13 protein-coding genes are annotated in these 11,539 nt (G+C 73.5%); 8 read left to right on the forward strand and 5 right to left on the reverse strand.

The genetic code is table 11. The annotated features are described in order from the left end of the window. Positions 1–106 precede the first annotated feature (106 nt). Positions 107–514, forward strand: a complete 408-nt coding sequence (locus tag KME80_RS18160) for a hypothetical protein (RefSeq protein ID WP_219506732.1) — start codon at positions 107–109, stop codon at positions 512–514. Here KME80_RS18160 and KME80_RS18165 read toward each other — a convergent pair. Continuing rightward, positions 511–2,085 (reverse strand): FAD-binding oxidoreductase, encoded by a 1,575-nt coding sequence (locus KME80_RS18165; protein WP_219506772.1) that lies wholly within the window; start codon positions 2,083–2,085, stop codon positions 511–513. The two genes, KME80_RS18160 and KME80_RS18165, sit on opposite strands and share 4 nt — an antisense overlap. Before the next feature lie 31 nt (positions 2,086–2,116). Between KME80_RS18165 and KME80_RS18170 the strand changes: the two genes are divergently transcribed. The 4 genes from KME80_RS18170 to KME80_RS18185 all read left to right on the forward strand — a co-directional run bounded on the left by KME80_RS18170 (position 2,117) and on the right by KME80_RS18185 (position 5,532). Then, complete coding sequence (locus KME80_RS18170) at positions 2,117–2,638, forward strand: TetR/AcrR family transcriptional regulator (protein ID WP_219506733.1); 522 nt, start codon at positions 2,117–2,119, stop codon at positions 2,636–2,638. Further along, on the forward strand, positions 2,619–4,151 hold the full coding sequence (locus tag KME80_RS18175) for a glycerol-3-phosphate dehydrogenase/oxidase (protein ID WP_219506734.1): 1,533 nt from the start codon (positions 2,619–2,621) through the stop codon (positions 4,149–4,151). The genes KME80_RS18170 and KME80_RS18175 overlap by 20 nt, the downstream gene beginning before the upstream one ends. 53 nt (positions 4,152–4,204) lie before the next feature. Next, the gene (locus KME80_RS18180; protein WP_219506735.1) at positions 4,205–5,119 is read left to right on the forward strand and encodes a sucrase ferredoxin; all 915 of its coding nucleotides are present in this window, start codon (positions 4,205–4,207) and stop codon (positions 5,117–5,119) included. A 101-nt stretch (positions 5,120–5,220) separates the two neighbouring features. Next, complete coding sequence (locus KME80_RS18185) at positions 5,221–5,532, forward strand: WhiB family transcriptional regulator (RefSeq protein WP_125634885.1); 312 nt, start codon at positions 5,221–5,223, stop codon at positions 5,530–5,532. 195 nt (positions 5,533–5,727) lie between these two features. Here the strand turns inward: KME80_RS18185 and KME80_RS18190 are convergent, their stop codons facing one another. Further along, the gene (locus KME80_RS18190; RefSeq protein ID WP_219506737.1) at positions 5,728–5,961 is read right to left on the reverse strand and encodes a DUF397 domain-containing protein; all 234 of its coding nucleotides are present in this window, start codon (positions 5,959–5,961) and stop codon (positions 5,728–5,730) included. 125 nt (positions 5,962–6,086) lie between these two features. Beyond that, positions 6,087–6,917 (reverse strand): Sco1979 family transcriptional regulator, encoded by an 831-nt coding sequence (locus KME80_RS18195; protein ID WP_308125816.1) that lies wholly within the window; start codon positions 6,915–6,917, stop codon positions 6,087–6,089. 208 nt (positions 6,918–7,125) lie between these two features. Between KME80_RS18195 and KME80_RS18200 the strand changes: the two genes are divergently transcribed. Beyond that, positions 7,126–7,599: an ATP-binding protein gene (locus KME80_RS18200; RefSeq protein WP_219506741.1), complete on the forward strand. Its 474-nt coding sequence runs from the start codon at positions 7,126–7,128 to the stop codon at positions 7,597–7,599. A gap of 8 nt (positions 7,600–7,607) precedes the next feature. Here the strand turns inward: KME80_RS18200 and KME80_RS18205 are convergent, their stop codons facing one another. Both KME80_RS18205 and rsgA read right to left on the reverse strand, forming a co-directional pair. Next, positions 7,608–8,228, reverse strand: a complete 621-nt coding sequence (locus KME80_RS18205) for a phosphoribosyltransferase (protein ID WP_246645136.1) — start codon at positions 8,226–8,228, stop codon at positions 7,608–7,610. Positions 8,229–8,604: 376 nt separating this feature from the next. Continuing rightward, positions 8,605–9,702, reverse strand: a complete 1,098-nt coding sequence (gene rsgA / locus KME80_RS18210) for a ribosome small subunit-dependent GTPase A (RefSeq protein WP_219506745.1) — start codon at positions 9,700–9,702, stop codon at positions 8,605–8,607. Positions 9,703–10,000: 298 nt separating this feature from the next. On the opposite strand from rsgA, the gene KME80_RS18215 reads away from it, so the two are divergent. Together KME80_RS18215 and KME80_RS18220 are read left to right on the forward strand one after the other, a co-directional pair. Beyond that, positions 10,001–10,540, forward strand: a complete 540-nt coding sequence (locus tag KME80_RS18215) for a sigma-70 family RNA polymerase sigma factor (protein WP_246645137.1) — start codon at positions 10,001–10,003, stop codon at positions 10,538–10,540. Then, on the forward strand, positions 10,537–11,253 hold the full coding sequence (locus KME80_RS18220) for an anti-sigma factor family protein (protein ID WP_219506747.1): 717 nt from the start codon (positions 10,537–10,539) through the stop codon (positions 11,251–11,253). Before KME80_RS18215 ends, KME80_RS18220 begins: the two co-directional genes overlap by 4 nt. The last annotated feature ends 286 nt before the right edge of the window (positions 11,254–11,539 follow it).

The raw sequence follows: 11,539 nt of genomic DNA on the forward strand, positions 1-11,539 counted from the left end.
GAAGCGCATCCTGAAACGGAGCGTGCCGTACCCGCCACAGAAGGTGCGCCATGGTGTAACCTCAATCGCCCCAAGCAAGCGGTTGTCGTCGCCAAGGAGGGCTCCCATGGCCCGGAACGGTTCCGATGACGCGCTCCGGCGGGGCACCACGGGGGTCGAGGCCGTCGAGGGCCTGCTCGCCTACGCGACGACTCGGCGCGGGTGGGGCGGGGGCGGGCTGCGCAGCGCCGACCGGGCCGTCGCGCTGAGCCGCGCCCTCGTGGCCGAGAACCCCGCCCACACGCCGCTGCTGGCCCGCGCGCTGCGCACGGCCGCCCGCCTGCACCTCGGCCACCGCCGCCCGGCCGACGCGCTGCCGCTGGCCGCGGAGTCGGTCGAGCTGGCCCGCCAGGCGGGCGGCCCCGCGCTGGTGCTGTCGCTGGCGTGCCTGGCCGAGGTGTACGAGTCGCTCCAGCGTTACGGCGACGCCGCCGCGGCCCTGTCGGAGGCCGACGGCCACACGCCGCCCGCCTAGGCGATCAGCGCCCCGGGGTTGAGCACGCCCGCCGGGTCCACCTGGGCCTTCACCGCGCGCAGGATCGCCGAGCCGAGCGGGCCCACCTCGGCGGCGTGCGCGTCACGGTGGTCGCGGCCCACGCCGTGGTGGTGGGAGATCGTCCCGCCGGCCGTCACGATGGCCTCGTTCGCCGCCCGCTTGGCCCGCTCCCACTGCGCCACCGGGTCGCCGACCTGGGCGATGACGACGGTGAAGTAGAGCGACGCGCCGGTCTCGTACACGTGGGAGATGTGGCACATGACCAGCGGCGTGCCGAGCGCGCCGAGCAGCGCCAGCCGGACCGCGTCGTACAGCCGGGGCAGGCCGGACCAGAAGCCGGCCGTCTCCAGCGTCTCGACGGTGGCCCCGGCGGCGAGCAGCGAGTCGCGCAGGTACGGCGCCTCGAAGCGCCCGCGCGCCCACGACTCTCCGGGCTCCTCCCCCAGCGGCACGCCGCCGAGGCCGGCCAGCACGGCGGCGACCTCGGCGCGGCGGGCCTCGGCGAGCGCGGCGGAGCCGCCGGCGGGCGTCTCGTGGCCGGCGATCAGCAGGCAGCCGGTGTCGCCGCCGCCGATGGCGTCGGGGCGGGCCAGGCCGATCATCGTCTCGGTCTCGTCCGACAGCCGCAGGACCGCCGGGAGCGCGCCGCCCTGGGCGAGCGCGCGCAGGGCGGCGGCGCCGGTGCCGAAGTCCGGCAGCCGCCAGCCCTCGAAGCCGCGGGCGGCGGGCAGGCGGCGCACGCGCAGGCGCAGCGAGGTGATGACGCCGAACGCGCCCTCCGAGCCGAGGACGAGCTGGCGCAGGTCGGGCCCGGCGGCCGACTTGGGGGCGCGGCCCAGCTCCAGCGTCCCCGCCGGGGTGGCGAGGGTGAGCCCGGCGACCATGTCGTCGAAGCGGCCGTAGCCCGCCGACGCCTGTCCGCTGGAGCGCGCCGCCGCGAACCCGCCGAGCGTCGCGTACTCGTAGGACTGGGGGAAGTGGCCCAGCGTGAGCCCGTGCGCGGCCAGCAGCCGCTCGGCCTCGGGCGCGCGCACACCCGGCTCGAACGTGGCGATCATCGACTCGGCGTCGACGCCGGTGAGCCGGTCCATCCGGCCCAGGTCCAGGCTGATCACGCCGGCGAACCCGGGGCCCGGGGACGCCAGGCCGCCGACGACCGAGGTGCCGCCGCCGAACGGGATGACCGCGACGCGCTCGGCCGAGCAGAGCCGCAGCACCTCCGTCACCTCGTCGTGGCCGCCCGGCCGCACGACCGCGTCGGGGGCGTCCGCGCCGTCGCCGGCGCGCAGGCGCAGCAGGTCCGGGGTGGACTTGCCGCGCGTGTGCCGGACGCGGGCCTCGCGGGAGGTGTCGACGTTCGCGGCGCCCACCAGGCCGGCCAGCGCCGTGAGCAGCCGTGGGGCGAGCGAGACGGGCGGCAGGCGTACGGACTCCAGGGTGGCGGCGGGCTCGGCCGGGGCGCGCACGCCGAGCAGGTCGCCCAGCAGCCGGGTGATCTCCTCGGGCAGGTCGCGGGCCTTGGCGGGGTCGCCCCACCCTGACCAGAGCATGGGTTCGGTTGGCACGCATACACTGTGACACATGCCGTCGATTCGTCACAATGAGGGCGTCCTGGACGCGGCCCGGGACTGCGTGCTGGCCTACGGGGTGCGGCGCACGACGCTGACCGACGTGGCGCGCCGGGCCGGGGTGTCGCGGATGACGATCTACCGCCACTGGCCGGACGTGCGCTCGCTGGTCGCGGACCTGATGACGCGCGAGTGGGTGGCGGCGATCGCCGGGCTGGACCTGTCGGACCCGGTGACGGCCGTGGTGACCGGGGTGCGGCGGCTGCGCGAGCACCCGCTGTGGCGCAAGATCGTCGAGGCGGACCCGGAGCTGCTGCTCCCCTATCTGCTGCACCGGCGGGGCGCCAGCCACGAGGCGGCCCTGGCGGCGCTGGAGCCCGCGCTGGGCGACGCCCGCAAGGCGCGGGCGGTGCTGCTGGTGGCGCAGGCGTGGCTGCTGTCGGCGCCGACGATGCTGGACCCGGTGACGCTCGACGAGCTGGACGCCGAACTGCGCACACTGCTGGAGGGTTACGTTGGACAGGTCGCCGAATAGGTCGCCGGACACCTCGCTGAACGCCGGCAGGAGGAGCCGCGAGCTGGAGCTCGTGGCGGAGGAGCGGGTCGACGTGCTCGTCGTGGGGCTGGGCGCGACGGGCGCGGGGGCGGCGCTGGACGCGGCGTCCCGGGGGCTCAGCGTAGCGGCGATCGACGCCCACGACCTGGCGTTCGGCACGTCCAGATGGAGCTCCAAGATGATCCACGGCGGCCTGCGCTATCTCGCCAAGGGCCAGGTCGGGGTGGCGTACGAGAGCGCGGTCGAGCGCGGCTTCCTGCTCAGGCGCACGGCCCCGCACCTGGTCCGGGCGCATCCGTACGTGCTGCCGCTGACGCGGGAGGTGTCGCGGCGGCAGCAGGCGCTGGTGATGGCCGGCTACCGGCTGGGCGACGGGCTGCGCGCGGCGGCCCGCACGCCGCGGCGGCTGCTGCCCGGCCCGTCGCGGCTGACGGCGGAGCGCACGCGGCGGCTGGTCCCGGCGCTGGACGGCGAGGGCCTGCGCGGCGGGCTGCTGTCGTGGGACGGGCGGCTGCTGGACGACGCCCGGCTGGTCGTGGCCGTGGCCAGGACGGCGGCCGGGCAGGGCGCGCGGGTGCTGACCCGGTGCCGGGCGCTGGAGCTGACCGGCACGGGCGCGCGGGTGCGCGACGAGCTGACCGGGCGCGAGTTCGCGATCAGGGCCCGGGTGGTGATCAACGCGACGGGCGTGTGGGCGGGCGGCCTGGACCCGTCGGTGCGGCTGCGGCCCTCGCGCGGGACGCACCTGGTGCTGCGGCCGGGCACGCTGCCGGGCATGTACGCCGGGATGCACGTGCCGATCCCGGGCGAGCGCAACCGGTTCGCGCTGGTGCTGCCGCAGCCCGACGGCCGGGTGCACGTGGGGCTGACGGACGTGGCGGTGGACGGGCCGGTGCCCGACGTGCCCGAGGCGCCCGAGGAGGACGTCAGGACGCTCCTGGAGGTGCTGAACGGGGTTGTCGGGGCTGAGGTGACACGGGAGGCGGTGGCGGGCGCGTACGCGGGCCTGAGGCCGCTCCTGGCGGCCGACGGACGGACGGCCGACCTGTCGCGGCGGCACGCGGTGCTCGCGGGCGACGGCGTGGTCACGGTGGTCGGCGGCAAGCTGACGACGTACCGGCGGATGGCCGAGGACGCGGTGGACCGCGCCGCGGAGCTGGCGGGGCTGCGCGCGGGCCGGTGCCACACGGCCTCGCTCCCCCTGGTGGGAGCCGGGCCGGCGCGGCGGCCGTCGTCGGTGCCGGAGGGGGCGGCGGGCACGTGGCGGCGGCTGACCGAGCGCTACGGGGCCGAGGCCGCGGCGGTGTGGCCGCTCGTGCGCGATCATCCGGAGCCGGTCGGGCTCGGGTTGAGCGCGGGCGACCTGCTGTGGTCGGCGCGGCACGAGGGCGCGCTCGACGCCGCCGACCTGCTCGACCGGCGGACCCGGCTCGGGCTGGTGCCGGAGGACCGGCAGGCGGCGGCCGGAGCGGCGGAATCGGCGATCGCCTGACACCTCGCCATCCCGTTAGGTTAGTCTTACCTAATTCGCGGAAGGGGGACGGTGTGGCGAAGGGCTGTGAACACGCGGAGGGGTGCCACACCGGTGGCATACCCACCCTGGCCAGTGCGACGGTGGGGGCCAGGCTGTGGCTGCTCGTCGAGCACGAGGGCCCGTGGCCGGCCCGCCTGGAAAGCTCAGAACTTCCTGAGAACATCGCCAAACTCGTCACCAGAGCCCTCGAACGCGGTATCAGGCCGCAGCTGATCCGCCGTCCCGGACGCCGCACCCGCCCACGGAACCGGGACATCCGTGTGCTATTGGCGTACGGGGTCGGAGACGCGCCCTGGCTGGCCAGCGGTGTCGTCGCAGGTCCTGACGATCTTGACCTGGACGCGCTGGTGGCCGGAGTGGTCCCCGAGTCCTGCATACTTGAAGACGAGCCGGTATTTCTGGTGTGCACGCACGCCAAGCGCAACGCGTGCTGCGCCCGCATTGGATTGCCCCTCGCTCGGTCGCTGGCGGATTTTCTGCCGGACAGAGTGTGGGAAACGTCACACGTTGGCGGCGATCGCTACGCCGCCAACCTTGTGTGCTTGCCACACGGAATTTTCTACGGCAGCATGTCTCAGGCTGCTGCGATCGCAGCGGCAGACGCGTACCGGTCGGGCGAGGTCATTCTCGACCGTCTCCGGGGACGCGCAGGCATCCCTGAGCCATTGCAAGCCGTGGAGCACTTCGCCCGAGCCCATACGGGAGAGCGCTCCGTCGGCGCGGTGGCCGTGGAATCCTCAAGGTCGGACGGCGACGTCACCGAAGCCATCGTGCGCTGCGGAGACGTCCGGTTCCAGGTTGTGGTCAAGCCATCGGCGTGCCAAGCGCCGTGTGGCACGGGTTGCGCCGAGACGATCACCACCTACCGGCTGGTTTCGCTGGACAGGCTCACGCCTGTGCGGTACGCCACGCCAGCCCTCACCTGACCAAGGGAACATCACGGTCTCGCTTTGCGTTGGAACAGTGACGCCGAAAGCGTCCAATGCGGCTCAATTACCGAAATACCTCTCAAGAAGGTGGTTTTCTCATGTCTCAGGTACGTCGGCAGCTCGCCCGCCCGCGCCCCAGCTGGGGTTGGCAGGATGATGCCGCGTGCCGGGGTGAGGACCTCGTGCTCTTCTTCGGCCCTGACGGAGAGCGGCAGCCCGAGCGTGACGTACGTGAGCGGAAGGCCAAGGCGATCTGCGCCGGGTGCCCGGTCCGCAACGAGTGCCTGGACTACGCGCTGTCCCGTCCGGAGAAGTACGGCACGTGGGGTGGCCTGAACGAGGACGAGCGCGCCTCCGAGCGTCGCCGTCGCATGCGCCGCGCCGCCAGCGCCGGCATCTCCGCCGCCTGACACCCGGCAGCATTCCCCGCGCAGATCATCGCGTGATCACGCAGTTGTCCCGATGAACCGGGGCCTGGCACACCGCGCTCAGGCTCCGGCGAACCCGGTCGGGACAACTGCCTGATCAGGCAGCTCACCCCGCGCACGACGAAGCCGCCGTCCAATCCCGGACGGCGGCTTTCGCATGCCCTCGTTCAGACCCGCTCAGACCAGCAGGTCGTCGAACTCCCCGTCCTTGGCCCCGAGGACGAATGCGGTGATCTCTGCCCTGGTGTAGACCAGCGCCGGCCCGTCCGGGAAGCGTGAATTGCGCATCGCCACCTCGCCCGTGGGCAGGGGCGCCACCTCGACGCAGTTGCCGTTGGGATTGCTGCGCGCGCTCTTGCGCCAGACGACGGGAAGACGACGCGCGGGCGTTCCGTTGCGGAACTCAAGCATGGGGGCAGCTCCTCGGCCATACGGATGCACGTGCATCCGTGCTTACGAGCAGACAATACGGTGACGAGCTCATCGCCATATACGGGATGACCAAAAATCCGCTATGCCGTGGATCACACGCGTTTTCACCGGTCAAGCAGGCTCTCGAGGAACCGCCTGCTCTCCTTCGGCTCCTGAGCCTGCACGCTCAACCGGTCCATCACCTTGACGTAATGTTCGGACTCGGCCGCCTTGTCCAGATAGAGGGCGCTGGTGAGCTGCTCCATGTAGACCACGTCCGGCAGCTCGCGCTCCGGGAAGCGCAGGATGCTGAACGAGCCGCCCGCCGCCGCGTGCCCGCCCCGGTCGAACGGCATGACCTGCACCGTCACGTTGCGCTCCGCCGTCATGGCCAGCAGGTGCTCGATCTGCTCCCGCATGGCCTCCGGGCCGCCAGGCGCCCGCCGCAGCACAGCCTCGTCGATCACGGCCCACAGGTTGAGCCGGTCGTCCCAGGTCAGCCGCCGCTGGCGGGCCACCCGCAACTGCACCCGCCGGTCCAGCTCGTCCGGGGCCGCCCGCTCGTTGCCCAGCTCGATCACCGCCCTGGCGTAGGCCGGCGACTGCAGCAGACCGGGCACGAACTGGTTCTCGAACGTGCGGATGGCCGAGGCGGCGCCCTCCAGGCCGATGTACACCTCGAACCAGCTCGGCAGCAGATCACCGTACTTGTGCCACCAGCCCGGCGCGTTGGCCTGCTTGGCCAGCGCGATCAGCGGCGCCCGCTCGTCCGGGTCGGTGACCCCGTACAGCGTCAGCAGGTCGGCCACGTCGCGCTCCTTGAAGCTGACCTGGCCCAGCTCCAGCCTGCTGATCTTGGCGTGGGAGGCGCGGATCGAATAGCCGGCGTCCTCGCGCGAGATGCCGCGCTCGGTGCGCAGCCGGCGCAGCTGCGTCCCCAGCAGGATCCGCAGCACCGTCGGGCTCCCCGTCGAATGCTTCAGGATCGTGCTTCCGAGACCCTCGGCACTCTCGGCACTCTCTGCGCTCACGTCCATCGCTCCCAGATCATCTGCACGTGCAGATGCATTCTGCATCGGTAAACATCGAAAAGTCTTGCATCTGTGCCGCACGGTCGTAAAGATGGGGAATGGATCACCAGAAACCGCGCCTCGGGGGCCAAGGATGACGACTTTCGACGCCCGGCCGCAAGCCTCCAGCGCTACCCGGCCACCGGCGTGGCTGACGTCCGCGATGCTGGACGGCCGCACCGGCGACGGCGACGCGGTCTTCCCCTTTCACGAACTCAGCTCGTTCGAGCCCGGGTGCGTGGCCATGGCCAGGCGATTCGTCGACCGCACGCTCGGCTCGTGGGGGGCGGAGCGGGCGGCCTTCGACGCCACCCTGGTCGTGTCCGAACTGGTGACCAACGCCATGCGCCACGGAGGCGGCGCCATCCAGCTCCGCCTCCTGCGCCACGGCGGCGAGGTGGCGTGCGTCGTCACCGACTACAGCTCCACGCCGCCGTCGCCCGCGGGCGCCGACATCTTCTCCGAGTACGGGCGCGGGCTGCGGCTCGTCGAAGCGCTCTGCTCCGGCTGGGGCTGGGTCGCGCCGGGCGGCCCCGGCAAGATCGTGTGGGCCGTCCTGCCCGCCTGACGTCACCCTCACCGGTTCCGGTCCAGCACGTCCAGCACGTCGGCGTCGGACAACTGCTCGAAGTGCGCGTACCACTGGCCCACCGCCCGGAAGTCGGGCGGCTCGATGAGCACCACCACCTCGTCCGCCTCCCGGCGCATCGCCTCGACCGTCTCCGGCGCCCCCACCGGCACCGCCAGCGTCACCCGCGCCGGGCGCGCCGCCGCCACCGCCCGCAGCGCCGCCCGCGCCGTCGCCCCCGTCGCCAGCCCGTCGTCGGCCACCACCACCTCGCGCCCCGCCAGCTCCGGCAGCGGCCGATCCCCTCGGTACGCCGCCACCCGGCGGGCCAGCTCACGCCGCTCCGCCTCCACCACCTCGGCCAGCGCCCCCGGCGTCAGCCCCAGCCGGGCCAGCAGCGCGCCGTCGAACACCGGCTCACCGCCCTCGGCGATCGCCCCCACCCCCAGCTCCGGCTGCGGCGGGTAGCCGATCTTACGGGTGACGAGCACGTCCAGCGTCCCGCCGAGCCGCCGCACGATCGGCTCGGCCACCGTCACCCCGCCGCGCGGCAGCGCCAGCACCACCGGCTCGGGCACCTCCAGCCGCTCGGCCAGCAACCTCCCGGCCTCGGCCCGATCGGCGAACATCCGCTCCATACGTCCCCCGTACCCGCAACACCCCACTTCCCACGATCCCACCTTTTGGACGCCCGCCCTTTCGGGCCGTGCCCACCGAAAGCCCCTCTGACGGAGGGCCCACCCACTCAGAGAGAGAAAGCACCCCTTGTCGGAAGGAGCCGTTCTCTCGGGTAGCCCCCCGGCCGAATCGCCCCTTTCCGACGGGAGCGCACCCCCTTGAAGGCAGCGCCTCCCGGGGAACGGCCCCCGCCTTGGGGGCGTGGCCCTTGCGCTCGGCAGTCCCGGGTTCGGCCCCGGGGGCAGCCGTCCCGGGGGCGAACCTCCCAGGGGCGACCGGCCCGGGGGCGGTCGCCCCTCCGCGGGTGTGCCCCTTGCCGGGCGGGGGTCAGGGGCGGTTGCGGCCGGAGCGGCGCATTTCCTTGTGGATGACCTTCCACCGGTTCTGCAGGTCCTTGCGGAGGCGGGCGTCGGTGCGGGCGGCCATCCAGGCGGCCTCCCGCTGGAGCTTGCGCCAGCTCTGCAGGCGCCGTTCGGGCAGCTCGCCGGAGTCGACGGCGGCCAGCACGGCGCATCCGGGCTCGCTGTCGTGCCCGCAGTCCTGGAAGCGGCAGCGGGACGCGAGCTCCTCCAGGTCGGCGAAGACGAGGTCCACGCCCTCGCTCATCTCGTACAGGCCGACCCGCCGGATGCCGGGCGTGTCGATGACGAGGCCGCCGCCGGCCAGCGGGATGAGCTCCCGGTGCACGGTGGTGTGCCGGCCGCGTCCGTCGGCGGCGCGTACCTGCTGGGTGTCCATGACGCCGTCGCCGGCGAGGGCGTTGACGAGCGTGGACTTGCCGGCGCCGGACGGGCCGAGGATGACGGCGGTGCGTGAGCCGTCGAGGTAGCCGCGTACGAGCTCGACGCCCTCGCCGCGCAGCGAGGAGACGGCGTGCACGTCGACGCCGGGGGCGGCGGCGCGCACGTCGGTCAGGAGCTCGTCGAGCCCCTGCTCGAACAGGTCGGCCTTGGTGACGAGCACGACGGGCGTGCCGCCGGACTCCCAGGCGAGCGCCACGAGGCGTTCGATGCGGCCGAGGTCTGCGTAGTCGGTGGAGTGCATGGACGGTTCGGCGACGAAGACGATGTCGACGTTGGCGGCGAGCACCTGGCCCTGGCCGTCGCCGGACAGGCCGCCGCGCGAGTCGCGGCTGACGCCGCCCCGGACGAACGCGGTCGTCCTGGGCAGCACCCCGTCGAGCTCGTAGCGGCCTTCGGGCAGCGCGCGCAGCGCCACCCAGTCGCCGACGCACGGCAGCGCGACGGGGTCCTGGGCGGCGGCCCGGCGCACGCGGGCGCCGTAGCGGGCGTTGTGCTGGCCGTCGGCGGCGATGACCTCGGCGGCGCCGCGGTCGACCCGCGAGACCCGGCCGGGGACGGCGCCGTCGGGCAGCTCGGCGGCGCGGGACGCGGTCCAGCCGAGCAGGGAAAGATCGTGAAGCAACGGATTACACCTTTGACGGAGAAGGAATGCCGGGTGACTAGAGGAGTCCCCGGAGGATGTCGGACGGCACGCAGCACAGGACAATCCGCATGGGTCCTCACCTCCTTCTCGATCCGTTTCGCGAGGCGACTTTACGGCACCCGCCGGGAGGGACGCAATCCGGTTTTCGGACGCCGCCCGGCCGCCCCGGTTGAACCCGGGCGGGGACGCGGGCCGTACCCCCTGCCGACGGACGCGAGAAAGGGGAAAGATGCGACTGAGCACGTATCCCCCACCCTCGGCAGAGGGGGCAGCCCCCATGCGGTTACGGCACTGGATGAGGCGGGCGCGGCCCGACCCGGAGGTGGTCGTGTCCGCGCTCTACCGGCAGTATCACCGGCCGCTGCTGGCGTTCGTGGTCCGGCTGACGGCGGGTGACCGGCAGTGGGCGGAGGACGTGGTCCAGGAGACCATGATCCGGGCCTGGCGCAGCGCCGAGCGGCTGGATCCTGACGCGGCCTCGCTCATGCCCTGGCTCGCGACCGTCGCCAGACGTATCGTGATCGATGACCGGCGGCGGCGGGAGTCGCGCCCGGCGGAGCTGGGCGACGGGCCGCTGGAGAGCCTGCCCGTGCCCGACGAGATGGAGAAGCTGCTGCACCAGGTGGTCGTGTCCGAGGCGCTTCGGGCGCTGTCGCCGGCCCATCGCGAGATCCTCAACGAGACGATCCTGCGGGACCGGTCGGTCAACGACGCCGCCGAGGCGCTCGGCATCCCCGTGGGCACCGTGAAGTCCCGGGTCTACTACGCGGTCCGGGCGCTGCGGGTGGCGCTGGAGGAGAGGGGGGTGACGGCATGACCGCGCGTGTGGAGCACACCGATGTCGGCGCCTACGCCCTGGGCCTGCTGGAGGACGACGACAGGCGGGCGTTCGAGGAGCATCTGGCGCACTGCCGGTCGTGTGTGACGGAGTTGTCGGAGCTGTCCGGGGTGGCGCAGGCGCTGACCGGGCTGGGTCCGCTGGAGGACGAGCCGCCGCGGGGTGAGGAGCCCGCCGAGGTGATCGACCTGCTGCGCCGCAAGCAGGCGGCCGACCGGCGGTCGCGCCGGGGCACGTTCCTGGTGGGGGTGGCGGCGGCGGTGACGCTGGTGGCGGGCGGGCTGGTGGCGGGCGCCCAGTTCGGCGGCTCGTCGCCGGCCGCGCCCGTCGCCTCGCCGCACGACGGCGTCGGCCCGGCCGAGCGGTTCTACGCCGCGGGCACGCCGGTCGAGGGCGTCGGCAGCGGCGGCGTGACGGGCGGGCTGGTGCTGGAGTCGAAGGGCTGGGGCACGCACGCGGCGCTCAAGCTGGCGGGGGTCAAGGGGCCGCTGGAGTGCGCGCTGGTCGCGGTGTCGCGCGACGGCGACCGCCGCATCATGATGGGCTGGGCCGTCCCGCCCGCCGGCTACGGCGTGCCGGGCTCTCCCGGGCCGCTGTACGTGCACGGCGCGAGCGCGCTGCCGCTCGACCGGATCGACCACTTCGAGGTGGTCACCACCGAGGGCGCCACCCTGCTGACCGTGAAGGTGTGACGGAGGCGGTCCAGGTACGGAGGATTTCCCGTCGTCCGTTGAACCCGGGGCCGCCCGCCGTCCGTACTGCTTTCGTACGACGAGTACGTGACCGGCGTGATCAGGGGACACGCCGGTCACCTCCGGGACGAACCACCCACGGCCGACGGCGGCCTTCCCCGCTCGCCGGTCGGCCCTCGCTCCGGGGCATCCGGCCCGCCCCGGGAGCGACGGCGCCCCGCCGCACGAGAGAGCCCGTGCGGCGGGGCGTTCCCGGTCGCCCGGGGGACTCGCTTACAGGCCCGGC

The sequence above is a fragment of the Nonomuraea ceibae genome (assembly GCF_019396325.1).
GTDB lineage: Bacteria > Actinomycetota > Actinomycetes > Streptosporangiales > Streptosporangiaceae > Nonomuraea > Nonomuraea ceibae.